Source organism: Shewanella xiamenensis, assembly GCF_014647135.1.
In the GTDB taxonomy this organism is placed as follows: domain Bacteria; phylum Pseudomonadota; class Gammaproteobacteria; order Enterobacterales; family Shewanellaceae; genus Shewanella; species Shewanella xiamenensis.
In genome coordinates this window covers 168,093-191,999 of the sequence record NZ_BMOP01000002.1, presented here as the reverse complement: position 1 = coordinate 191,999, position 23,907 = coordinate 168,093, and the positions used below count along the sequence as shown (strand labels likewise).

Below are 23,907 nucleotides of genomic sequence, written 5' to 3'. Positions count from 1 at the left end.
CATCCGTCGTTATTGCATCGCCAATTGGGTTTGCTTGTTCTGTGAAATGCTTGCCATCAACTGTTTGCTGATAGTATCGAATTGAGATTTTTCTTTACGGGCGATTGATTCGGCCTTGGGCAAATCCACTGTTCTTGGATTGCGGTGCACCCCATTGACGATAAATTCATAGTGTAGGTGAGCACCCGTGACGCGTCCTGTTTTGCCTAATGTGCCAATAATTTGCCCCTGCTTAACGCTAGCCCCTTTGCTGACATTACGCTTGGTCAAATGTAAATACTTGGTCGTGTAGGTATCGTTGTGCTTAATGAACACATAGTTACCATTAAATTGATTGTAGCCGGATTCGATAACTCGTCCATTGCCTGCCGCTTTAATGGGGGTGCCAATTGCGGCAACATAGTCAACACCACGATGAGCTTTAACTTGTCCTGTCACTGGATGCAGGCGTCTAGGATTAAAGTTTGAACTGACATATTTAAAGTCAACCGGTGAGCGTAAGAATGCCTTACGCATACTTGTGCCATTTTCGGAATAGTAGTTACCGTCGGTGTAGCGCACTGCAGTGTAGCGCTCATCTTGGTTAATAAACTCCGCAGCTAAGATATTGCCATTACGTAAAAACTCGCCTTCGGCATACTCTTGCTCATAGATAATGGCGAAGCTATCGCCCTCGCGTAAATCTAAGGCAAAGTCGATATCCCAACCAAATACGGTTGAGAGTTGCATAATTTGGTTAGCATTTAAGCCCGCATCTACGGCAGCGTTCCAGAAGTTACTCTTAATTTTCGCGCTGGTGAATTGAGTGCGAATTTCAATGTCTTTTTCGGTGATTTTTTCAAAATACCTGTCGTGATCTTTAGTGATCACTAAGGTTGATATCGCATCAACACGGTAGCGCACTTCGGTTAAATCACCATTGACGTCCTTAGAGATCACAATTTCTTCGCCAGGAATGATTTTTAATAGATTCTGCTTGGCGAGCGGTAACTGAGTGATTTCATATACATCTTTGCTGGTGAGTCCTGCTCGCTCAAAAACGGCGGCTAAAGTATCGCCATTCTTAACATTAAAATGCTCAACATCCCTATGGTGGGCGCTCTCTAGGGTTTCGGGGGCTGAATGATTACCCGCAGCTAACGCGTCTACTGAAGACAAGGCTGTGGCTCGATTTGCCTCATCCTGTGTTTGTCCTTCAATGCCTTCTGGACGCTCTGGTGAGCGAAAGGCTAAGGGCACATCGTAACGGGTGTTGACTTGATGATCTGCAATACCTTGAGTTTGTCTTGAAGCTTGGGCTTCTTCAGAGGGAAAGAGCAAGGTTATCATTGTGATAACAGAAAGAATGCTGAGGAGAATTTGATGCTTTTTAGGCAACAATTTAAATAACGTTATAACCTTTCCCATTGACGCCGATACCGATAACCTAAGGCTTGAATAATCCCGTTAGTGTACACACTTTCAATTGTGGTGGCTAACAAGTAACATAAGTCTCCTCATTTTATGACTATGGCCTTAGGAGTCCCCGCCGAGATGGCTGATTTAGACCAAGTATTAGCAGAAATTAGACGTGGTACCGACGAGATCCTACTCGAATCGGATCTGCTGGAAAAACTCAAAGAAGGACGTCCACTTCGTATCAAGTTAGGCGCAGATCCTACTGCACCGGATATCCATCTTGGACACACAGTAATTTTAAATAAGTTAAGATTATTCCAAGAGTTAGGTCATGAGGTCATTTTCTTAATTGGTGACTTTACCGGTATGGTGGGTGATCCAAGTGGTAAAAACAGCACTCGTCCACCACTGACTCGTGAGCAAGTGTTAGCCAATGCCGAGACCTATAAAGAGCAGGTTTATAAAATCCTTGATCCCGCAAAAACGCGTATTGAGTTCAACTCGAGCTGGTTAGAGCCATTAGGCGCGGCTGGGATGATTCGTTTAGCCTCACAGCAAACTGTTGCTCGTATGATGGAACGTGATGACTTTAAGAAGCGTTATGCATCGGGTCAATCAATCGCTATCCACGAATTTATGTATCCGCTACTGCAAGGATATGACTCTGTAGCGCTCAAGGCCGACGTTGAATTAGGGGGGACTGACCAGAAGTTCAACCTATTAATGGGTCGTGAGTTACAGAAAGCCGAAGGCCAAAAACCACAAGCTGTGATTATGATGCCACTGCTTGAAGGTTTAGATGGCGTGAAGAAAATGTCTAAATCGGCGCACAACTACATTGGTGTGAGTGAGCTCGCCAATGAAATGTTCGGCAAGATCATGTCGATTTCTGACGAATTAATGTGGCGTTACTTTGAGCTGCTGTCATTCCGTCCTTTGGCCGAGATTGAACAGTTCAAACAAGATATCGCCAACGGTGCTAACCCTCGTGATACCAAGATTGCACTCGCGAAGGAAATCATTGCGCGCTTCCACGACGAAGCCGCCGCTGAAAGTGCCCATCAAGCCTTTATCGACCGTTTCCAAAAGGGTGCTATCCCTGATGATATCCCAGAGGTTGAACTAGCGGCGGGTGAAGGCTTAGCGATTGCTAACTTACTTAAAGATGCCGACTTAGTCGGTTCGACTTCCGATGCGATGCGTATGATCAAGCAAGGCGCGGTGAAGATGGATGGTGAGAAGGTTGACGATAGCCGTATGACCTTAAGCGCTGGCACGGTTGCCGTATTCCAAGTCGGTAAGCGTAAGTTCGCGAAAGTGACTCTGGTTTAAGCTGAATCGGATATCACCATGTGACTACAGCCAGTGAGTGCTTAAACGGTTAATAAGTACTTACCAAGCAGTAAAAAGAGCGCCAACTAAGGGCGCTCTTTTTATCTCTGTATTTTATCTGGTGCTGGCTACATCTGAGATGCAGGCTTAAGGTGCCGTACTGGCCTCATGTTCACCAATATTACATCTGTCGGTGCCAAAATGCTGGCCATCACGACACTTCCAAGCTAGTTGAGCTGAATCGACCTGCCAGCGTTGGGCATCTTTTTTGAGTGATAAAATCAACAGCATTTGTGGATGTTGTTTAGATATTTCACTCACTTGATAGGTCAATATTCCATACTTTGTCGGCTGGGTCCGAACTAGGGTGAACTTTTGCCCCGCGTATTGGTTACTTATGGTTTTGGGATCTTCACTCCAAGCTTGATGTTGTGCTTGGGCAATACGCAGTTGTTGATTGAAATGGCTTACAGGTTGCACCGCATAGGAAACAATAATCGGCTGCTGCGCCTGTGCGTTGGGCACGAGTATCAAAGCATTTAGGGCGAGCAGGGCAATCAGTCCAAAAAACTTCATACAAACCTCATTGAAACTAAACGAACGAATTAGGCATTCAGCGCCATGGTTCGGTCGCATGACTCATTGTAGATTTCGACTCATTTTTAGGGCTCAAGTTTCAATCAAAGCGAAATTTTGTGATTATTGCATCGCTAATTGGTCTGACATGGTCTGATAGTCAATCAGATCCACATGCTCTGCGACTCTATGGTTGCGCATATCAAGTTTAAGGCTAGTCACGCCAGGGATAGCGACATCAATGATTTTGCCGGGCTTACCAAATTGCTCCCCTGGCCCCTTAAAGTGATAGTTACCAATCATCACCACTAATGAGCCCGCGTTATACATATGCTCGATATTAAAATCATATTCGAGCACTCCCTCATGGGCGCGCTCGAAAAAGTCGATAATAAAACGACCACCCGTGTATTTACGATTGGCAGTTTTATCGAAGAAAATACTATCGCGGTTATAGAATTTGCCGAGTGTTTTATAGTCGTGTTCAGTGAGCGCGTTCATATATTTGATGGCTAACTGTTGTTCCGCAGGCATTTCTCCTGAGTTTGCATGTACAGACACAGGAAACAATGCGGGAATAAACATAAGGCAGACTAAAAGACACAATATTCGCAAACTATTCCCTCTTGGTTTTGAGATCAAAGGCGGGTAACGACAAATGCCATTTGATGGCGCATAGGCGGATCATTAATGCACTGGTCATGGCTAAAAACAGTGCCGTTTTTTCGCCCATACCCAAGGCTAAGCTTACGGTATAACCAATACCGCCGATAATTGAGGCCGTGGCATAGATTTCAGTGCGCAACACCATAGGGATTTGTCGGCACAGTAAGTCTCGAATAATGCCTCCTCCTACGCCCGTGATCAAGCCCATCACGACGGCAATCATGCCACTTAGCCCCATATTGAGGGCTTTTTCTGCACCAATCACAGTGAACAGGGCTAAACCTAAGGCATCAGCTACGGGGAGCGTATACTCAGGCATCTTGCGTGGGCGACGTACTAACAGCAAACAAGCCACTACAGTCGCAAGGATAACGATGATGTAGTTTGGGTCGCGGATCCAAAACACGGGTGTGGCACCAATCAGCGCATCACGGATACTGCCACCACCTACAGCAGTAACCGATGCAAGCACTATCACCCCAAAGGGGTCCATGCGATGACGTCCAGCAGCTAAGGCGCCAGACAGGGCAAATACTGCCGTGCCACATAAATCGAAGAAGTAAATCCAATGGTTCATTTACTCATCTCTTTGATATGGATATTAAGCGCATCCACAGAAATACGAATTTCAATGACAGATAAAATCAGTGAATAAAGTAAGAGTAACAAGCTGGCACCAAAGATGATGGAGCCAGTCTTGTTAAAACCGATATAAATAAAAATCATACAGAGCACACACAGGGCAAAACTCGATACACCAGCTTCCTGCATGCGGCGAATAATCCTGATCCGCTGACTTAAGTTTTTAATCTGATCCTGATGCACGGGTTTGTCGCCGTTACTTAACTGACGGATCAATGCTGCCAGTGCAAAGAATCGGTTGGTGTAAGCTAGTAATAGCAAGGAAATTGCCGGAAATAACAACGCAGGAGTTGTTAATGAGACATGCATGTTTTCGAACAAGATAGTCAGCCTTTAACCTAATGTTAAGATGAGAGGCATCATATCACAGGGTTTGTAGCCAGCGTAAACCCGCCCAAAGGAAGGGAAGAAGCGTGATAAAACTAAACCAAATTGCGCAGGCGCGTGAGGTGAGTTTTACTGCGGGAGTAATATTCTCATGGTGCGGCTGTGGGCCATAGACTATCTTCGCCACATCAATGCGTTGCCCCGAAAACTTCTGCGGTCCGCCTAATTCAATCCGTAAAATATTCGCCACTAAGGACACACTCATCACATAACCCCGTAGGGCGGGATGATTTTTAGAGGTGCGAAACAGTAATGCCAAGGCTTTAGGGCCCCCCTGAATGGCAATAGATAGGCTCCATAACCAAGCGGGTATTGCCAGTAGTACCGTTGAGATAATATTCACAGTACTGCAAAAATGCTGATATTTAGGTTGTATAGGTGGCCAGCTGAGCTCGAGTTGTTTAATCATTCTGACCGCCAGCACCATAGGCGCACCCGCGATCGCAAAGAAGAAGATAGTCGAAGCCGTACCGTAAATTGGCGCTGTAGCCAATTTTTCAATCGTCGCTTTGGTTAAGCCCACTTCCGATAGGTTATCCGTATCACGGACAACCCACGGCTGTAATAGCTTTTTTGCGCTGGCATTATCCTCGCGTTTTAATGCCTTAGCGATTTCGTCGGCGACTTGGCTAAAGCCTCCATCACTCAAACACAGATACAGAACTAAAAACTCAAAAAACCAAGGGAAAGCCGCGAGCTCGAGTAAGAAAGTGATAATCGCCCAAAAGGGAAATACCAGCAGCAACATGGATAAAAAGCCGGCGGTTGCCTGTTGGCTGGGCGCGCGTCCGGGGCGATTGACTTTGGCGGCGAGCTGTTTGGCTAAGTGACTAAACCAAATCAGTGGCTGCATTTCCCTCGGCAATGGCGCTAAACGCGCCAGCAATAAAGCAAAGAAAAGTACCAAGAAGCCCTCAAACAAAGCGCCATCAATTTCGACAAGTTGTTGATAAAAAGAACTGTGCATCAGGTACTTTCCGCAATCATGCTTTAGTCAATTACTTTACTGAGTTTGGATCTAATTGCTCAAGCAGCAACATCACCATCAATGCTGAATGGTAACCTGCCTTCACAATGTAAGAATCGAAGTCGACGGGGGAGTCGTTGTTGGCGTTGTCAGAGAGCGAGCGGATCACCACAAATGGCACGCCGAACTGATGACAAACTTGGGCAATTGCCGCGCCTTCCATCTCACAGGCCGCCATGGTTGGGAAGTGCTCCAACATGGTCTTGGTGCGAACAGGGTCGCAAATAAAGCTATCGCCAGTACAGATTAAGCCTTCAATCGCTTTCACTTCGCCTAATTGTGCGATGGCCTTATTGGCTGCTTCGACTAAGTATGGCGCTGGAATAAAGGCTGCGGGTTGCTGCGCCATTTGGCCTATTTCGTAACCAAATGCGGTGACATCCACATCGTGGTGGCGCACTTCGGATGAAATCACGATATCGCCAATCGACAGTGAATCGACAAAACCACCCGCAGAACCTGTGTTGATCACCGCATCGGGGGCGTATTTTTCAATTAGCAGTGTGGTGGCGATACTGGCGGCAACTTTACCAATACCAGAGCGGGTGACTACAACGTCTTTGCCCGCTAAGGTGCCAGCGATAAATTCAACACCTGCAATCGTTTGCGAAGAGGCGTTTGTCATAGCCGCAATAAGATGGGCAACTTCTGGCTCCATTGCGCCAATAATACCAATTTTCATGGGAGACCCTTTTGATTCAACTGAATGTGTGATGCCACTAAAAGAGTGGGATAACAGAATGGCGGCTAATATACCACAGTTATGCTTTGACGTTATTGTGGGATTGCGATTGCTTGATTGGGATAATGTTAAACGGCGAATGGGTAAAAAAATGCGCACCCTAAGGTGCGCCAAAATTCACAAGCAAATGGTGGACTCGTGGGTACGAGTCCTAGACTCACAGCTACAGCGGTACAACAAAAAACCATTAATCTAAGTAGTTAAGAATGCCTTGCGCGGCATCACGTCCTTCGGCAATTGCGGTCACAACTAGATCCGAGCCACGGACCATATCGCCGCCAGCAAATACCTTTGGATTGGTGGTTTGGAATGGATTATCGGCCTGTTTACTGGCTTTTACTCGGCCCCATTGGTCGAGTTCAATGCCGTAATCGGCAAACCAAGGCGCAGGGCTAGGTTGGAAACCGAAGGCGATAATTACCGCATCGGCGTCGAGTAGCTGTTCACTGCCTTCAATCGCTTCGGCACGTTGACGGCCACTCGCATCGGCTTTACCCATTTGAGTTTCAACGCATTCGACACCCACCACTTTGCCATCCTGGGTTTTAATCGCCACGGGTTGACGGTTAAACAGGAAGTTCACTCCCTCTTCACGGGCATTTTGCACTTCGCGGCGAGAACCCGGCATGTTGGCTTCGTCACGGCGATAGGCACAAATCACGCTGCTAGCCCCTTGGCGCACGGCGGTGCGAACACAGTCCATGGCGGTATCACCACCACCTAAGACCACCACGCGCTTACCGGCAAGGTTAAGGTAAGGCGTATCAGGGCTTGTGCTGCCCATCAGGTGATGGGTATTGCCAATCAAGTAGGGTAGGGCTTGGTACACGCCTTGGGCATCTTCGCCCTCAAGGCCCGCTTTCATGGCGGTGTAGGTTCCCATACCGAGGAAGACAGCATCGTATTCCTCAAGCAGTTGGTTAAAGGCGACATCTTTGCCCACAGTTACGCCCAGTTTGAACTCGATACCCATGCCTTCTAACACAGTGCGGCGAGTTGCCATCACGGCTTTATCCAGCTTAAAGGCGGGAATACCGTAGGTCAGCAGGCCACCAATCTGGGGATATTTATCAAACACCACAGCCTTAACCCCATTACGGGCAAGAATATCGGCGCAGCCTAAGCCAGCTGGACCTGCGCCCACAATCGCCACTTTTTCTTTACGGGGCGTGACCTTGCTCATATCCGGACGCCAGCCTTGGGCGATGGCGGTATCGGTAATGTATTTCTCCACATTACCAATAGTCACGGCGCCAAAGTCGGCGTTTAGGGTACAAGCCCCTTCACAGAGTCTGTCCTGTGGACAGACGCGGCCGCAGATCTCGGGCAGGGTATTGGTCTCATGGACTAAGTCCGCCGCCTCCATGATCCGACCCTGTTGCGCCAGTTTCAGCCAGTTGGGAATATAGTTGTGCAGCGGGCATTTCCACTCACAATAAGGGTTACCGCAATCGAGACAACGGTCCGCTTGTTCACTCACCTGTGCTTGCGCAAAGGGTTGATAAATCTCAATAAACTGAGTCGAACGCTTTGCCGCAGGGTGTTTAGTTGGGTCTTTACGACCCACTTCAATAAATTGAAAATCGTTACTCATCTGCTATTACCCCGCTTTTACTGCCAGTTCCGGGCTCGATTGCTCTAATTTGAGCAGATCTGCAACGGCGATATTTTTCGGTTTCACTAATACAAAGCAATCTAACCAGTTGGCAAAGTCGCTTAAGATCATCTTCGCGTGCTCACTGCCAGTCTCGGCCACATGCTCCTCAATCAAGCCTTTTAAATGTTGCTGATGAATAGGCGATTCGAGCTTTTGGGTGTCTACCAGTTCGCTATTGACGCGGCGATTAAAGCGGCCAAATTGGTCGAAGACATAAGCAAAGCCGCCCGTCATCCCTGCGCCGAAGTTCACCCCAGTTTTACCGAGCACGACAACGATACCGCTGGTCATGTATTCGCAGCCGTTATCGCCTAAGCCTTCAACTACAGCAATCGCGCCCGAGTTACGTACCGCAAAGCGTTCACCCGCTTGACCTGCGGCGAAGAAGCGTCCACCAGTCGCACCATACAGACAAGTGTTACCGACAATCGCGCTGCGCTCGCTCTGGAATGGGCTACCCAGCGGTGGATAAATCACAATCTTACCGCCCGACATGCCTTTACCGACGTAGTCGTTGGCATCACCGCAGAGCTTGAGTTCGAGGCCTGGGCTGTTCCATACCCCAAAGCTTTGGCCGGCACTGCCATTAAAGCTGAGTTTAATCGGTGCCTTAGTGCCTTTAACGCCAAGGGTAGTTGCGATATAGCCCGACAGGCGTGCGCCCACTGAGCGGTCAGTGTTGTTGATACTGTAAGCGGCATCGAAACACTCGCCCTTATCTACTGCACTCTGGCACTCGTTGAGCAGATGTTGGTTGAGTAAGCCTAAATCTGCTGGTGGATTGGTTTCCTGCCAAGTACGCGAGGTGCTGGCTCTGACCTTAGGCTGATACAGGATCGGCGCTAAATCGAGTCCGCGTTGTTTATCGGTCTGGCCTTCTAAGGTATGTAGCCACTCACTGCGGCCCACTAAGTCTTCGAACTTGCTGACCCCTAGGGTTGCCATCCATTCGCGCACTTCCTCGGCGACAAACTCAAAGTAAGTCATCACTCGCTCTGGTAAGCCGTGGTAGTGGTTATCGCGCAGTTTCTTGTCCTGAGTTGCGACACCAGTAGCGCAGTTGTTCAGGTGGCAAATACGCAGGTACTTACAACCTAAGGCAATCATAGGCACAGTCCCAAAACCAAAGCTTTCGGCGCCGAGTAAGGCCGCCTTGATGACGTCGGTTCCGGTTTTTAGGCCGCCATCGACCTGCAAGCGGATCTTATGACGCAGGCCATTTTCCACCAGAGATTGATGCACTTCGGCAAGGCCGAGTTCCCATGGGCTGCCGGCGTATTTCACCGAGGTGATAGGGCTCGCGCCTGTGCCACCATCGTAGCCAGAAATAGTGATCATATCGGCATAGGCTTTTGCCACACCTGTAGCGATAGTGCCGACACCGGGCTCAGACACTAACTTCACAGAGATCAGTGCCTTGGTATTGATTTGTTTTAAATCGAAAATCAGCTGGGCTAAGTCTTCGATAGAGTAAATATCATGATGCGGTGGTGGTGAAATTAAGGTTACACCTGGGCGCGCGTGGCGCAGCCCTGCAATTTCCACACTCACCTTATGGCCTGGCAGTTGTCCGCCTTCACCGGGTTTTGCACCCTGGGCCACTTTAATCTGCAACACATCGGCATTGACTAGGTAATGGGCGGTTACGCCAAAACGTGCCGAGGCAATTTGTTTAATCGCCGAGTTACGTTCGGTGTTAAAGCGGCGAGCATCCTCACCACCTTCGCCCGAGTTGGAGCGGCCGCCTAAGCGATTCATGGCAATGGCTAATGCTTCATGGGCCTCTGGGCTTAAGGCACCGATACTCATGGCCGCACTGTCAAAACGTGGGAACAAGTGGCTAGCAGCTTCGACCTTATCCAGTTCAATTGCGGCTTGGTCAGCCTTAATGCCAATCAAATCCCTTAGGGTGGCAACTGGGCGGTTATCGACTAATTGGGCAAACTTCTTATAGGTCGCAAAATTTTTGTCGATTAAGGATGCCTGCAATGTGTTGACCACATCTGGGTTGAAGCAGTGGTACTCACCGCCATCCACGTATTTGAGTAAACCACCCTGTGGCAGCGGCACATGGGCGCGGTAAGCGGCCTTGTGCAGCAGCGCTTGATCGTTGGCGATATCCTCAAAGCTTGCGCCTTCTATACGGCTCACCACACCTTTAAAGCAGAGTTCAATCACATCACTGGCAATACCAATGGCCTCAAACTGTTGGCTACAACGGTAGGAACCGACGGTGCTGATCCCCATCTTCGACATGATCTTACGTAGACCCTTCTCGATGCCGTAACGGAAGTTGAGCATCAATGCCGTGGTGTCGGTCAGTCCATGACGTTTAGCCAGATCTGAGATTGATTCATACACTAAATAGGGATAAATCGCCGTGGCGCCAAAGCCGAGTAGCACTGCAAAGTGGTGCGGATCTCGCGCCGAGGCGGTCTCAACAATGATGTTGGTATCGCAGCGTAGGCTCTTACTCACAAGCATTTGTTGTACTGCGCCGACCGCCATGGCCGCCGGAATTACCTGCGCCGATTTATCAATTGCGCGGTCGGATAAAATCAGCAGCGTTGTGCCACTGCGGGCTAAACGCTCGGCTTCCGAGGTGATACGGCGAATCGCCTGTTCTAAGCCTTCCTTCGGATCGTAGTTTAAATCGACGATATTGGCGCGATAGTAAGTGCTATCTAATCCGAGTAATTGATTGAAATCACTGAATAATAATATCGGTGAGTTGAACATCACTCGATAGGCATGGCCAGTAGTTTCGTTGAAGAGGTTTTGCTCGCGGCCGATACAGGTCGCCAGAGACATCACGTGCTTTTCACGCAATGGATCGATAGGCGGGTTAGTGACTTGAGCGAATTTTTGCCTGAAATAGTCATAGAGCGAGCGTGACTTTTTCGACAATACGGCCATTGGCGTATCATCGCCCATGGAGCCTGTCGCTTCTTCGCCTTGTTTTGCCAGCACCCAAATCACTTGTTCAAGTTCTTCGCGGGTGTAACCAAATTGCTTTTGGTATTGCAGTAGTTGCTCAGGGCTTAATTCACTGGCGCCATGTTGCTCTGTCGTTAGCTGCTCGGCAGGAATTAAAGTACGACTGTTTTTGGCCATCCATTCTTTGTAGGGGTGGCGACGCTTAAGATCGTTATCGATTTCGAATGACTGATATAGACGGCCATTTAATGTATCTAACACTAACAACTCGCCAGGGCCGACACGGCCTTTTTCAATCACTTCATCGGCGGCGTAGTCCCAAATGCCGACTTCTGAGGCAAGGGTTAAGATACGATCTTTGGTGATCACATACCGAGATGGGCGCAGACCGTTACGATCGACCGCGCAAGCGGCGTGGCGGCCGTTGGTCATTACGATCCCCGCAGGACCATCCCATGGCTCCATATGCATGGAGTTAAAGTCATAGAAGGCTTTTAGCTCGTCATCCATCTCAGGGTTACTTTGCCATGCTGGCGGGATCAGCAAACGCATGGCGCGGTATAAGTCCATCCCGCCTGAGAGCAGCATCTCGAGCATATTGTCGAGGGAGGAGGAGTCAGAACCCGTTTCATTCACAAAGGGGGCCGCCTGCTGTAAGTCAGGCAGCAGCGGCGAATTAAATTTATAGGCGCGAGCGCGAGCCCATTGGCGGTTACCGGTAATCGTATTGATCTCGCCGTTATGGGCAAGATACCTAAAGGGCTGAGCGAGTGGCCATTTAGGTGAAGTATTAGTTGAAAAGCGTTGATGGAATAGACAAATAGAGCTCTTCAAACGGATATCGGCAAGGTCGGGATAGAATGCGGGTAAGTCGGCAGGCATCATCAAGCCTTTGTAGACGATGACTTGGCCTGAAAGACTCGCGACATAAAAGTCTTTATCGTCAGTAATTTGTTGCTCTAAACGGCGGCGAGCCATGTAGAGACGTCGCTCAAGATCTTTCTCACGCCAACCAATGGGGGCGTTAATCAGCACTTGATAGATTTGCGGTAGGCTCGATTTACCAATCTCACCCAATACCTCAGGATTGATAGGGACTTTACGCCAACCAGCGATACTTAATGTTTCACGCTCCAGTTCGCGTTCGAGGATGAATTTAGCTTGGTCGGCTAATTCCTCATCTTGGCTTAAAAACAACATGCCTACAGCGAATTTGCGGCTCAAGTGCCAGTCATTTTCTGCGGCTACGGCCTCAAAGAATTGCAATGGTAGCTGCATCAATAAACCACAGCCGTCCCCAGTTCGACCATCAGAGGCGATACCGCCACGGTGTTTCATGCGATCAAGGCCATGGATGGCTGTGCGCACTATACGATGACTGGCTTCGCCATCCATTTGTGCAATCAAGCCAAACCCACAATTGTCCCGCTCAAAACTGGGATGATATAAGCTCATACAAAAACCTCCCTTGACCTCAACGAAATTACTACTCGGGAGAAATGTAAAGACTTTCTATAGATATGCACCCGAACCACCCAAATTATCCTGAGATTAACTAAAGGTCAAACCAAAATTTTGCATAAAATATGGGTATTAATTCATGTTTCATACACAAAACACAATTGCTTGACGTTAACGTTAACTGATTAAAGTGCCGTATAACATTATGAATAAAAAGAATTTTAAAAAATGAAAAACTTGCAAGTTACCAAAATGTAACATTGGCGCGGATTGTTTTTGATTTAGAAATAGTGATTTTTATTGCAAATACAGTGCGTGTATAAAAATATGAAATAAGTGAATTGTTATTCTGTTTGGTTGTGAGTGCTATCACAGAATGTAAAGGCACTGTGAGGGGCGGCTCAGGTTTTTAGCTTGGATATGGTGAATATTATGAGAGTTTGATTTACCGCCAAGAAAAGTGTGCTCGCTTTGTTTATCATGAGTTTTTTCGTCTATCTACACATCATTATTTCTTCTTTCTTGTGATTTTATCTTGGTTATTTTTAATGAAACGACATGAAATATGGCAGGCGAGCTAATGGGGCTCGATGCATATGTAAACACATTTGGTGCTGTTTGTAAGGCTAAATACGGTGAGCGATTACGCAAGCTCACCATAGATGCCAAATTCACTTGTCCTAACCGTGACGGCACGCTTGGACGTGGTGGTTGTACCTTTTGCAACGTGGCGTCCTTTAGTTATCAGCAAACGGAAACACTTAGCATCAGTGAGCAGCTAGAACAAGGGAAAGCCCGTTATAAGGAGGCGAAACCCAAGCTGAATGCGGATAAGTTTATCGCTTATTTTCAGGCTTATACGAGCACTTATGATGAGTATCAAGTGCTGATGGCTAAATACGATGAGGCGGTCAAAGACAGTGAGATTGTGGGCCTGTGTGTTGGCACTCGTCCTGATTGCGTACCAGATAATGTGTTAGATTTACTAGCAAGTTACCAGCAAAAAGGCGTTGATGTGTGGTTGGAGCTTGGGCTACAAACCGCCAACGACAAGACACTATACAAGATTAATCGTGGCCATGATTTTGCCTGTTATTGCGATACCGTTTTGCGGGCGAGAAGTCGAGGATTAAAGGTGTGTACCCACCTTATCTTAGGTTTACCCGGTGAGACTCGTCTCGATTACATGGCGACCCTTCAGGCCGTGCTGACGCAGGGCGTAGATGGTTTAAAGCTTCATCCATTACATGTGGTTGAGGGCAGTACTATGGCAAAAGCTTGGCGTGCAGGGCGCTTACCTTTGCTCAGTATTGAGGAGTATGCGGCTTGTGTCGGCGAACTGGTTCGACATACACCGAAAGAGGTGATCTTTCATCGGGTGACCGCCTATGCGAAAAAACCGATACTGCTGGCACCCGATTGGTGTGGTTATCGTTGGAATGGCTTAGTGGCGATTGTTGAGGATCTTGCGAGTAAGGGTGGACAAGGGGCGGCATTAGCGCGACCATAATGTCCATATTTGCTGAATGGATTCATTTGGTAATTTTTTATCGCTAATAGTATTTGATATAGTTGATTTTTTGTTAATAAAAACTTCTTTTGACCACAAATGCTGCTATAAGTTGCGCTGACAATTTTAGTGGGTATCATGTCATAAATTTGTTTTAAGCATTGGACTACTTAAGGGAGGCCTAGATGGCCACAGTTGAATTAGAGACAATTCTAGATCTCAATACGTTAGAACAGTATTGCAGCGCGATTGGTGCCGGTACTTTGCTAAAGAGCGTGGTGTTATTTGAGCAATTAATGCCTGAATATGTTGGGAATCTAGTAAAGGCTAACGAAGCTGCTGACAAGGACACTTTATGTTCTGAGGCCCACAAATTTAAAGGTGCAGCGGGTTCAGTTGGTTTAAAACGTATTCAGCAAATTGCCCAATTACTGCAGCATGGCGAAGAAGCGCGTTGGGAAGTTGAACATGCAACTTGGGTCGCGCAAATTGTTGAATTTGCGAGTGCCGATCTGCAGCAATTAAAGCAATTCTTACAGGCTAAAGCCTAGTTTGGTTTGCGAGGTGCGGCGTAAAGGTTGCACCTCGATAACTTCTTCCTTCCCGTTTTATCCCCCCTTTTGCTTTTCCCTCCTTTATTCTGAGTCGCCTCAAGCGTTTTACCTTGATTGAAAATCGATTTTGCTCACACTATTGAGTAATTTAGCCGCGTTTTAGTTGATAACTTATGGTAGAGTTGATTAAATTTATTAATTCATAACCGTAGTGGCAATCGATAAAATGAAAAATTTACCTAGCCTTAAGAATCTATATTACTTGGTGAATCTTCATCAAGAGCAGAATTTTAATCGCGCCGCTAAGGTGTGTTTTGTCAGCCAATCGACTCTGTCAAGCGGCATTCAGAATCTTGAAGAACAGCTTGGCCACCAGTTAATTGAACGGGATCACAAGTCTTTTATGTTCACCGCTATTGGTGAGGAAGTGGTGCAACGTTCTCGCAAAATCCTCACGGATGTAGATGATTTAGTTGAATTGGTTAAAAACCAAGGTGAGCCTATGACGGGGGATATCCGCTTAGGTTGTATTCCTACCATTGCTCCATTTTTACTCAGCCGCGTTGTCAAACAGTGCCAACACGCTTATCCCGCGATGAGCCTATTACTCAAAGAGGATACAACAGAGCGCTTACTCGATGCGTTGGGTAAAGGGGAATTAGATATACTCATTCTTGCTCTACCCGTTGATACCAGTGGCTACCACAGCATGAAGGTAGGTATTGATCCCTTTAAGATGGTTATCCACAAAGATTTAGTGGGGGGAATTCATCAGCCGATCGATTATCAGACATTACCTGATGAGAGTATTTTTCTGTTGCAGAGCGAGCATTGTATTACTGGCCATGCCATTACTGCTTGTCAGTTGGGCGACAGTGCTAAAGTCAATCCTTTTGCTGCCACGAGTCTGCATACCTTAGTACAAATGGTAAATAGCAAACTGGGCACAACGTTCTTACCGCAAATGGCGATTGATGCAGGGATCTTGAATGATACCGATCTGGTGGTAATGACTCCGCCAGGTGAAGCGCCATATCGCGATATCGGTTTAGTATGGCGACAAACAACCAGCCGAATTTTAACTTTCCGTACGCTAGGTTTATTGATCCAAAAATTGTTAGCTAACGAAACCGCATAATCACTGAGTATTTTTGCTTTTGGTGAGGTTTATAAAGGGGAAACACCAAACACTTCAATCGAGTGTTGTTTCCCTTTTAATTTAATTGGGCCCAGATTAGTCAAACGATACTCACTGTTAGGATTATCGAGTCGTCCCGCTAAGGCGCCAGAGATCAACATACGCTGTCCTAAGGGATTACATTGATCCTGCAGTCTCGCTAACGTATTTAGCACATCACTAAAGAAGCTAATTTCTTGTTTTTGAACACCAACAACTGCTGCAACGACTTGCCCACAGTGAGCTGCCGCTTTAAATTTAGGCACAAAACCATAGTGTTCTTCAAAGTAACGTCTCTGCCAATTTAATTGCTGGCTAAATTCAAAATAGATATTCATGCAGCGGTCGTGCACAACACCTTCCTCTAAGGGCCAATGGATTAATACGGCATCACCCATATAGCGGTAGATTTCAGCTTCGTTATTACTCACAGTATCTGAAAGTAAGCTAAAACTATCTTGGATTAGGCGACTAAAGCGATAATCGCCAAGGGATTCAGCGTGAGTTGTTGAGGCGACCATATCTAAGTAAAGAAATAAACGCTGTTCGTATCTTGGCTTATGGTATTTACCTAAACCAATATTGAGTAAAATACGTGGCCCAACTAAAAGCCCCATCTGCTCAACAAAGGCTAAGCTCACTCGTACTACGACTAAATAAACAATTAAGGCTTGGAATGAGGGACTATAGAGAATATGCGCCGTAAGCATTTGTCTAAGAGTCGACATGTGATTTTCAATGGCCCACATATTTAGAAATTGGGTCATATAAGCTAAGGTTGTTGCACCCAATAACAGGAACAATCCTTTAAAAATGACTGAGAAGATATAAGGTAGGCGATTGATAGCGCTAAAATCAGCTATCAGATTGGACATCCAGTGTAAGCTGCCAAAAATAATCCCCATATAGACGGCGAGTGTCGCGAGATCAGCCGAACCTACAGCCCATTGCGGCAGTTCTGGTGATTGGGCATATCGAAAAAACACGAATGCAGCCATGGCTATCGCCCAAGCTAATATCGCAAAAAGAAGTTTTTTCGCTTGTCTACGAGTTCTCACAACGGGTTTTGTATCCGAATACGGCCATATATTTCAGGATGCCGTAGTTTATAGAAAATCATCACTAGAGTGCCAGTGATATTTGTGATCTGGATCAATACAACGCTATATAGCTACGAAAATTTAACCAAACACTTTATTTAATATCATTGCTGTAAAGGCGGTCTTGAGATAAAAACCGCGAGGATTGGTCATTTTGAGGCTGCCATCCTCGGCAATACTTTGAGTCAATGCCTTACTATTAGCAGCTTTAGGGCGTAATTGGAGAACTTCACCGTGCCTAGCGGTGAGATTTTCGACTTTACCAAGAGCAATCAGCTCCATGATTTCTTCCCAATCCTGTTGCAGTAATGCTTGCTCTTGTGGATCGGGCTGCCACAGTATTGGTGTGCCAACTCTGCGTTCACCCACAGGGATATGTCGCTCCCCCTCTACTGGTACCCACAGTACTCGTTGTAACTTGTGACACACTAAGCTGTCTTGCCAAGTTAATCCTTCGATATTGGTCAGCGGTGCAACACACACATAGGTGGTTTCTAGTGGTTTGCCCTGATGATCAATGGGGATAGTTTTTAGCTCTACTCCGAGGTGAAGAAAATCTTGCTCGGGTTTCGAACCTGCTATCGCACCTAATTCCATTTCAATGAGTTGTCCTACCCAACCTTTATCGCGTTTCAGATTGTCGGGGACATGAATGCCGCGATGGGCAGCAATTTGCGCCAAAGATACGCCGGCCAACATATTGGCACGTTCGAGCAATTCGCTCAGATTTTGAGGGGGAATAATAGGTTTCATAGGCGAATTTTACTGGAAAATAACTGCTTAGCAACCAAGGTCAAAAAATGAACATTAAAATAAGAATAAACGCATTGCTAACTTTTTGTGTTTAACAATATGATTTTTATTGTTTTTATCTGATTTTAGGCAAGTGTCAGTTAAAGTGTTCAAAGTTACTCTCGGCTTTCCCTTGCGTTTCTCACATATTTATCCACAGATATTATGGATAACTCACAATGCGTGTGCCTTTAACTGAATAAAATCTTTGAGTCAATGGTAGTAAGTGGCATTTTTAAATAGGAATGTGGGTAATTTTGGGTGTGCTCTGTGTATAACATTTAAGGATTACTCTAATTAAATAATAGAATTTATTTTAGGTTAAAAAGTGAGCATTTGTGTGTTTGGATAGATATTTTGTAAATTGTTAAGGTTTATCCTGATGATTTATAGGTTATTTTTTTGATGTGGTATGCGTTGTGATGTATATTCTATTTGTTGTTTTTTGAACGATATACCTAGTTTACCCTAGTTTCAAACAGAGATATCCACAGAAAATGTGGATATCCCCTTAGATTAAGTCGATGAGTTGTTGATAAAGTAGTAAGTTGAAACTATTTATCCAAAGATAAGCTGAAAATAGAGGTTTGCTGAGAGACGGGCTTTGTGAAACAATCGCTTTATTAAAATTTATCCTTATTTGGAGTCCATGTGATTGATAGCGACGGCTTTCGCGCAAATGTGGGCATAATAATTTGTAACAGATATGGCCAAGTCATGTGGGCCAGACGGTTTGGACAACACTCATGGCAGTTTCCCCAAGGCGGTGTAGATGATGGTGAATCGGCCGAAGAGGCAATGTACCGTGAATTGTATGAGGAAGTTGGCTTAAAACCCGAGCATGTCACTATATTAACCTCGACGCGCTCTTGGCTAAGATACCGTTTACCTAAACGCTTAGTGAGACAGGACAGTAAGCCTGTGTGTATTGGCCAAAAGCAAAAGTGGTTTCTGTTACAACTCAAAAGCCAAGATAGTGCGATTAATTTAAGTTCTTCAGGCCACCCTGAGTTTGACGATTGGCGCTGGGTAAGTTATTGGTATCCGGTGCGGCAGGTTGTCTCATTTAAGCGTGATGTTTATCGTAAGGTCATGAAAGAATTTGCGGTAACGGCATTGTCATTCCAAACCCAGGAAATACCGAGGAAGCGGGTAAGACAAAAGACAACGGGCTGATTTTCAAAAGAGGATTGAAAACAGTGTTAAATACGCTCAGGGATATTACCCAAGCTGTGGCTTCTGCCCACAGCTTAGAAACCGCATTAGAAGTCCTAGTTTCATCGACCAAGGCTGCGATGGAAACCCAATGTTGCTCGGTCTATATCCTAGAGCAGCAAGAACTCGTTTTATCCGCAACCGATGGTCTCGAAAAGAGCGCTGTCGGTCGAGTGCGCATGCCTTTAACTCAGGGCTTGGTGGGCTTAGCTGCCGAGCGTGAGGAGGCGGTGAATTTAGCCGATGCACGTTTACATCCGCGCTTTAAGCTCTTTCCCGAGGTTGCAGAAGAAGAATACCGTGCCTTTTTAGCTGTCCCTATTATTTATCAAAAAGCGGTTGTGGGTGTGATTGTGGTGCAGCAAGCTAGTGCACGGCAATTTAGCGAAGGCGAAGAAGCCTTTTTAATGACCTTGGCTGCGCAGCTTGCGATGGCGATCCGAGGATTAAAACAAAAGGCGCAGGTCAGTTCACTCCATCAACAGATTTTATTCCAAGGGACATCTGCATCCAGTGGGATCGCTATTGCACACGCGTTAGTGCTCGGTGGGGAGATTTCCCTCGAACAGCCCGATGTGCGCTGCGAGGATATTGCCCTTGAATCCAGCCGTTTAGTCGCGGCAATGGGGCGTTGTAAAGAGGCGATTGGTGCGCTATCTCAGCGTTTCGACCGAGAACAGGATGAGGAGGTCGCCTCAATATTCAATGCTTTACAGTTACTACTCGATGATGCCAGCCTCGGTGGTGAATATACCCGTGAAGTACAGCAGGGCTGGGAGGCTGAATCGGCGGTGAGCCGGGTTTCGTTGCGTTATATTCAGCAGTTTTTGGCGATGGAAGATCCTTATCTCAAGGAGCGGGCGAGTGATATCCGCGATTTGGGGCAAAAGGTGCTAAGGCAATTGATTGAGCCTGAGCGATTAGAGCATGAACCTGATAAACCTGTAATTTTAGTGACGAAAGAAGCCGATGCTACAATGTTGGCTGAATTTCCTCGGCAAAAATTAGCTGGGATTGTGACCGAGCTCGGTGGCGTTAACTCCCATGCGGCGATTTTAGCGCGGGCGCTTGGTGTACCTGCGATTACAGGCGTTGAACAGTTGCTTTCCGCTGATATTGATCAAAAGCTGTTAGTCGTCAATGCCAGCCGTGGGCAGCTTATGGTGTCGCCATCGCCTGCTATTGTTAGCGAATATCGCAGCCTTATCTCAGCGCAAAAAGCGTTGCAGCGCCAATACGCACAGGAGTTAGCGCTGCCTTCTGTGATGCTTGATGGCACGCGAATTAGACTCTATCTCAATGCGGGATTACTCAGTGGTGTCGCCTCGGAAATTGCCGAAGGGGCAGATGGTATTGGGTTATATCGCACTGAAATCCCCTTTATGTTGCAGCAGCGTTTTCCGAGTGAATCCGAGCAGGTAAAGGTTTATCAACAGGTACTCTCAGCGGCTTCGGGTCGCCCTGTAGTGATGAGAACCTTAGACGTTGGCGGCGATAAGCCTTTGCCGTATTTCCCGATTAAAGAAGACAATCCTTTCCTCGGTTGGCGTGGTATTCGACTATCACTGGATCACCCTGAGCTGTTTCTTGTGCAGTTAAGGGCCATGTTACAGGCTGGCGCAGAAGGCAAGCAGTTAAGCATTTTGTTACCCATGGTCAGTAATTTAGATGAAATCGATCAAGCGTTAGCCTACTTAGAGCAGGCCTATGTTGAACTCAAAAATGATGTCAACAGCAATATCGAAATGCCGCGTATTGGCATAATGCTCGAAGTGCCTGCAATGCTATATCAGTTAGATGAAGTGGCAAAGAGAGTGGATTTTGTGTCAGTTGGGAGTAACGATTTAACCCAATATTTACTCGCAGTCGATCGCAATAACCCGAGGGTCAGTTCATTATTTGACAGTTATCATCCGGGGATTTTGCGGGCCTTACATCAGGCAAGAATAGATTGTGAATATCATCATCTTGATATCAGTATCTGTGGTGAGTTGGCTGGCGAGCCCATGGGCGCGATCTTGCTTGTGGCGATGGGATACAACCAATTGAGTATGAACCAAGGCAGTTTAGCGCGAATTAACTATCTGCTGCGCCGAGTCTCTGGTGATGATTTAGCACAGCTACTCGCGCAGGCGTTAAGCCTATCTAACGGTTTCCAAGTGCGTGAGCTGGTTAAAGAATATTTTACTCAGCAAGGATTAGCCACAATTCTTAATTAACTAATCGTGCCTTTTGCTTTAAGCTAAGGCTTCACTTAATCACGCTGTAGGTATTCGTGTGGATAGTTTGTTGTTGGTGTTCTTTATTTGCTTGGCGTTAGGTGCGTTTGTCGGTTTTATGGCAGGATTATTAGGTATCGGCGGCGGCTTGATTGTCGTGCCTGCATTGCTTTATATTTTGCCATCGGTCGGTATTAGCTCAACTCAGCTACCCCATATTGCGATTGCCACTTCGCTAGCCGCCATTATTCTTACCTCTATTTCATCGGCACGTGCCCACCATAAGCGCGGTAATGTGCCTTGGGAATTGTTCAAATCAATGTTACCGGGCCTGATTATAGGCGCGCTGGCTTCAGGTTTTATTGCTGAGCGTATTCCTGCTGATGCTTTACAGAAAGGTTTTGCCATCTTTGTGATTTTAATGACAATTCAAATGGCTTATCCCGTAAAAGCCGAATCAAATCGCCAATTACCTAATTCAGTCGTGCTTTTTGTTGTATCAGCTTTGATTGCGGTTTTGGCCGGTTTGACAGGAATAGGTGGCGGTATACTGATAGTGCCATTTTTGACTTTTTATGGTTTACAGATGCGTCAAGCCGTAGGTTTTTCTGCTGCGATGGGCTTTTTAATCTCTCTTTCTGGCAGTTTCGGCTATATTATTGCGGGCATGAATGCCCCTGAATTGCCTTATGGTACCTTAGGCTATATCTATTTACCGGCGTTATTTGGCTTAATCATAACCTCAATTTTAATGGCTCCGGTTGGTGTGAAGGCTGCAAGCACTTGGCCCACCCCAGTCCTTAAAAAAATATTTGCACTTTTACTCCTTTGTGTCGGTCTCAAATTAATTCTGAGCTGATTTTTAGTTTTTAGCCCTCAATTTGAGGCTGTTGATGGATAAGTTATGGCATTGAATTTTCCCAATATCGATCCTGTGATCGTGAAGTTTGGTCCCTTTGATATTTTTGGACAAACCTTTGAACCTGCGCTGCGTTGGTATGGATTTACTTACTTAGTGGGTTTTGTGGCGGCGATGTGGTTACTCAATCGTCAGGCTGACCGTTCCAATGGTTTATGGACGAGAGAGCAGGTTTCCGATTTACTGTTTTATGGCTTCCTAGGGGTGATATTAGGCGGTCGTATTGGCTATGTGCTCTTCTATCATTTTGATTATTTTCTCGCTAGTCCAATGTATTTATTTAAAATTTCAGAAGGTGGCATGTCCTTTCACGGTGGTTTGATTGGGGTGATTACCGCCATGATTTATATCACTTGGAAGCAAAAGCGTACCTTCTTTGCCGTGGCGGATATGGTGGCGCCCGTGGTGCCTATTGGGCTTGGGGCCGGCCGTATTGGTAACTTTATAAATGGTGAGCTATGGGGCCGCGTGACTGATGTGCCTTGGGCTATGGTGTTCCCAAGCGGTGGACCAGAACCACGCCATCCCTCGCAGCTCTATCAATTTGCTCTTGAAGGTGTTGCATTATTCTTGCTCCTTTATTGGTTCAGTAAACGTACTAAGAAAGTCGGCGCAGTATCGGGTATGTTCTTACTAGGCTACGGTATTTTCCGCGTGATTGTCGAAACGGTAAGGCAACCTGATGCACAGTTAGGACTCTATTGGGGCTTTATGACAATGGGGCAGATCCTCTCAGTGCCGATGATCCTCTTCGGTTTATATTTAATTCTTCGTCCAGAGGGTAAGCAGTAATGCAGCAGTATTTAGACTTGATGAAACACATTTTAGCCGAAGGTGTGGATAAATCAGACCGCACAGGTACAGGCACTCGCTCGGTGTTTGGCTATCAAATGCGTTTCGATTTGAGTAAGGGCTTCCCCTTAGTGACCACCAAGAAGTGCCATATGCGCTCGATTATCCATGAGCTGTTGTGGTTCCTGAAAGGGGAGACCAATATTGCTTATCTGCGTGACAATAAGGTCAGTATTTGGGATGAATGGGCCGATGAAAACGGCGATTTAGGCCCTGTGTACGGCGCGCAGTGGCGCAGTTGGCCGACCCAAGGTGGTGAGGCTATCGATCAAATTTCGCAGGTCATTGCGCAAATTAAATCGCAACCCGACTCGCGCCGTTTGATTGTCTCTGCATGGAACGTGGGCGAGCTGGATAAAATGGCACTGGCGCCATGCCATGCGTTTTTCCAGTTTTATGTCGCCGACGGCAAATTATCCTGCCAGTTGTACCAACGCAGTTGTGATGTATTTTTAGGTTTGCCATTCAATATCGCCAGCTATGCGTTGCTGACGATGATGGTCGCGCAACAATGTGATTTAGCCTTAGGTGACTTTGTTTGGACGGGTGGCGATACACATTTATACTCCAACCATATGGAGCAAACTGCGTTGCAGTTGACCCGTGAGCCAAGACCTTTACCCACCATGACAATTTTGCGTAAACCTGCCTCTATTTTCGATTATCAATTCGAAGACTTCGAACTGACCCACTACGATCCACATCCACATATCAAAGCGCCTGTTGCCGTTTAATGGCGAATTA

General features: G+C 46.5%; 20 protein-coding genes. 9 read left to right on the top strand and 11 right to left on the bottom strand.

The window, feature by feature from the left end:
• Positions 1 to 9 precede the first annotated feature (9 nt).
• Positions 10 to 1,407 carry a peptidoglycan DD-metalloendopeptidase family protein gene (locus tag IEY09_RS02465; protein ID WP_037415514.1) on the bottom strand — a complete coding sequence of 466 codons (1,398 nt, stop codon included), beginning with the start codon at positions 1,405 to 1,407 and terminating at the stop codon, positions 10 to 12.
• 126 nt (positions 1,408 to 1,533) lie between these two features.
• On the opposite strand from IEY09_RS02465, the gene tyrS reads away from it, so the two are divergent.
• Complete coding sequence (tyrS, locus tag IEY09_RS02460; protein ID WP_188869708.1) at positions 1,534 to 2,730, top strand: tyrosine--tRNA ligase; 1,197 nt, start codon at positions 1,534 to 1,536, stop codon at positions 2,728 to 2,730.
• Between the two features lie 147 nt (positions 2,731 to 2,877).
• Here the strand turns inward: tyrS and IEY09_RS02455 are convergent, their stop codons facing one another.
• The 8 genes from IEY09_RS02455 to gltB all read right to left on the bottom strand — a co-directional run bounded on the left by IEY09_RS02455 (position 2,878) and on the right by gltB (position 12,819).
• Positions 2,878 to 3,306, bottom strand: a complete 429-nt coding sequence (locus tag IEY09_RS02455) for a hypothetical protein (protein WP_037415525.1) — start codon at positions 3,304 to 3,306, stop codon at positions 2,878 to 2,880.
• A 123-nt stretch (positions 3,307 to 3,429) separates the two neighbouring features.
• On the bottom strand, positions 3,430 to 3,921 hold the full coding sequence (locus IEY09_RS02450; protein ID WP_037415527.1) for a nuclear transport factor 2 family protein: 492 nt from the start codon (positions 3,919 to 3,921) through the stop codon (positions 3,430 to 3,432).
• A 1-nt stretch (position 3,922) separates the two neighbouring features.
• Entirely contained in the window at positions 3,923 to 4,549 is a 627-nt protein-coding gene (locus tag IEY09_RS02445; protein ID WP_188869706.1) for a trimeric intracellular cation channel family protein, read from the bottom strand.
• Positions 4,546 to 4,923: a DUF2721 domain-containing protein gene (locus tag IEY09_RS02440; protein ID WP_037415657.1), complete on the bottom strand. Its 378-nt coding sequence runs from the start codon at positions 4,921 to 4,923 to the stop codon at positions 4,546 to 4,548. Before IEY09_RS02440 ends, IEY09_RS02445 begins: the two co-directional genes overlap by 4 nt.
• 55 nt (positions 4,924 to 4,978) lie before the next feature.
• The gene (locus tag IEY09_RS02435) at positions 4,979 to 5,968 is read right to left on the bottom strand and encodes a cobalamin biosynthesis protein CobD/CbiB (RefSeq protein WP_188869704.1); all 990 of its coding nucleotides are present in this window, start codon (positions 5,966 to 5,968) and stop codon (positions 4,979 to 4,981) included.
• A gap of 31 nt (positions 5,969 to 5,999) precedes the next feature.
• On the bottom strand, positions 6,000 to 6,710 hold the full coding sequence (locus tag IEY09_RS02430; RefSeq protein ID WP_144375339.1) for a 5'-methylthioadenosine/adenosylhomocysteine nucleosidase: 711 nt from the start codon (positions 6,708 to 6,710) through the stop codon (positions 6,000 to 6,002).
• Between the two features lie 247 nt (positions 6,711 to 6,957).
• A complete protein-coding gene (locus tag IEY09_RS02425; protein ID WP_088585908.1) occupies positions 6,958 to 8,364 on the bottom strand; it encodes a glutamate synthase small subunit GltD family protein in 1,407 nt (468 codons plus the stop codon).
• Positions 8,365 to 8,370: 6 nt separating this feature from the next.
• Entirely contained in the window at positions 8,371 to 12,819 is a 4,449-nt protein-coding gene (gene gltB, locus IEY09_RS02420; RefSeq protein ID WP_069454482.1) for a glutamate synthase large subunit, read from the bottom strand.
• Positions 12,820 to 13,405: 586 nt separating this feature from the next.
• Here gltB and mnmL point away from each other — a divergent pair.
• The 3 genes from mnmL (at position 13,406) to oxyR (ending at position 16,027) form a co-directional block, all read left to right on the top strand.
• Entirely contained in the window at positions 13,406 to 14,335 is a 930-nt protein-coding gene (gene mnmL / locus IEY09_RS02415) for a tRNA modification radical SAM protein MnmL/YtqA (protein ID WP_144345786.1), read from the top strand.
• A 185-nt stretch (positions 14,336 to 14,520) separates the two neighbouring features.
• The gene (locus tag IEY09_RS02410; protein ID WP_037415552.1) at positions 14,521 to 14,886 is read left to right on the top strand and encodes an Hpt domain-containing protein; all 366 of its coding nucleotides are present in this window, start codon (positions 14,521 to 14,523) and stop codon (positions 14,884 to 14,886) included.
• Between the two features lie 229 nt (positions 14,887 to 15,115).
• Positions 15,116 to 16,027 carry a hydrogen peroxide-inducible genes transcriptional activator OxyR gene (gene oxyR, locus IEY09_RS02405; protein ID WP_050991326.1) on the top strand — a complete coding sequence of 304 codons (912 nt, stop codon included), beginning with the start codon at positions 15,116 to 15,118 and terminating at the stop codon, positions 16,025 to 16,027.
• Between the two features lie 29 nt (positions 16,028 to 16,056).
• Here oxyR and IEY09_RS02400 read toward each other — a convergent pair whose 3' ends face one another.
• Together IEY09_RS02400 and mutH are read right to left on the bottom strand one after the other, a co-directional pair.
• Complete coding sequence (locus IEY09_RS02400; RefSeq protein ID WP_211164521.1) at positions 16,057 to 17,064, bottom strand: adenylate/guanylate cyclase domain-containing protein; 1,008 nt, start codon at positions 17,062 to 17,064, stop codon at positions 16,057 to 16,059.
• 183 nt (positions 17,065 to 17,247) lie between these two features.
• Positions 17,248 to 17,919 carry a DNA mismatch repair endonuclease MutH gene (mutH, locus tag IEY09_RS02395; protein WP_188869702.1) on the bottom strand — a complete coding sequence of 224 codons (672 nt, stop codon included), beginning with the start codon at positions 17,917 to 17,919 and terminating at the stop codon, positions 17,248 to 17,250.
• A gap of 690 nt (positions 17,920 to 18,609) precedes the next feature.
• Between mutH and rppH the strand changes: the two genes are divergently transcribed.
• The 5 genes from rppH to thyA are packed head-to-tail and all read left to right on the top strand — an operon-like array spanning position 18,610 to position 23,897.
• Entirely contained in the window at positions 18,610 to 19,134 is a 525-nt protein-coding gene (gene rppH, locus IEY09_RS02390; protein ID WP_037415562.1) for an RNA pyrophosphohydrolase, read from the top strand.
• Positions 19,135 to 19,157: 23 nt separating this feature from the next.
• Positions 19,158 to 21,392, top strand: coding sequence for a phosphoenolpyruvate--protein phosphotransferase (ptsP, locus tag IEY09_RS02385; protein ID WP_047537749.1), 2,235 nt, complete (start codon positions 19,158 to 19,160; stop codon positions 21,390 to 21,392).
• 58 nt (positions 21,393 to 21,450) lie between these two features.
• Positions 21,451 to 22,251 (top strand): sulfite exporter TauE/SafE family protein, encoded by an 801-nt coding sequence (locus IEY09_RS02380; RefSeq protein WP_037415568.1) that lies wholly within the window; start codon positions 21,451 to 21,453, stop codon positions 22,249 to 22,251.
• 45 nt (positions 22,252 to 22,296) lie between these two features.
• The gene (gene lgt, locus IEY09_RS02375; protein ID WP_037415571.1) at positions 22,297 to 23,103 is read left to right on the top strand and encodes a prolipoprotein diacylglyceryl transferase; all 807 of its coding nucleotides are present in this window, start codon (positions 22,297 to 22,299) and stop codon (positions 23,101 to 23,103) included.
• The gene (gene thyA, locus IEY09_RS02370; protein WP_037415574.1) at positions 23,103 to 23,897 is read left to right on the top strand and encodes a thymidylate synthase; all 795 of its coding nucleotides are present in this window, start codon (positions 23,103 to 23,105) and stop codon (positions 23,895 to 23,897) included. The genes lgt and thyA overlap by 1 nt, the downstream gene beginning before the upstream one ends.
• Positions 23,898 to 23,907: the final 10 nt, after the last annotated feature.

Coding starts and splice junctions, on each gene's coding strand:
- IEY09_RS02410 (WP_037415552.1), top strand. CDS start 14,521: ATGGCCACAGTTGAATTAGAGACAATTCTAGATCTCAATACGTTAGAA.
- tyrS (WP_188869708.1), top strand. CDS start 1,534: ATGGCTGATTTAGACCAAGTATTAGCAGAAATTAGACGTGGTACCGAC.
- IEY09_RS02400 (WP_211164521.1), bottom strand. CDS start 17,064: ATGGCTGCATTCGTGTTTTTTCGATATGCCCAATCACCAGAACTGCCG.
- thyA (WP_037415574.1), top strand. CDS start 23,103: ATGCAGCAGTATTTAGACTTGATGAAACACATTTTAGCCGAAGGTGTG.
- oxyR (WP_050991326.1), top strand. CDS start 15,116: ATGAAAAATTTACCTAGCCTTAAGAATCTATATTACTTGGTGAATCTT.
- IEY09_RS02465 (WP_037415514.1), bottom strand. CDS start 1,407: ATGGGAAAGGTTATAACGTTATTTAAATTGTTGCCTAAAAAGCATCAA.
- IEY09_RS02455 (WP_037415525.1), bottom strand. CDS start 3,306: ATGAAGTTTTTTGGACTGATTGCCCTGCTCGCCCTAAATGCTTTGATA.
- lgt (WP_037415571.1), top strand. CDS start 22,297: ATGGCATTGAATTTTCCCAATATCGATCCTGTGATCGTGAAGTTTGGT.
- mnmL (WP_144345786.1), top strand. CDS start 13,406: ATGGGGCTCGATGCATATGTAAACACATTTGGTGCTGTTTGTAAGGCT.
- gltB (WP_069454482.1), bottom strand. CDS start 12,819: ATGAGCTTATATCATCCCAGTTTTGAGCGGGACAATTGTGGGTTTGGC.
- IEY09_RS02430 (WP_144375339.1), bottom strand. CDS start 6,710: ATGAAAATTGGTATTATTGGCGCAATGGAGCCAGAAGTTGCCCATCTT.
- IEY09_RS02435 (WP_188869704.1), bottom strand. CDS start 5,968: ATGCACAGTTCTTTTTATCAACAACTTGTCGAAATTGATGGCGCTTTG.
- IEY09_RS02445 (WP_188869706.1), bottom strand. CDS start 4,549: ATGAACCATTGGATTTACTTCTTCGATTTATGTGGCACGGCAGTATTT.
- mutH (WP_188869702.1), bottom strand. CDS start 17,919: ATGAAACCTATTATTCCCCCTCAAAATCTGAGCGAATTGCTCGAACGT.
- IEY09_RS02440 (WP_037415657.1), bottom strand. CDS start 4,923: ATGCATGTCTCATTAACAACTCCTGCGTTGTTATTTCCGGCAATTTCC.
- IEY09_RS02425 (WP_088585908.1), bottom strand. CDS start 8,364: ATGAGTAACGATTTTCAATTTATTGAAGTGGGTCGTAAAGACCCAACT.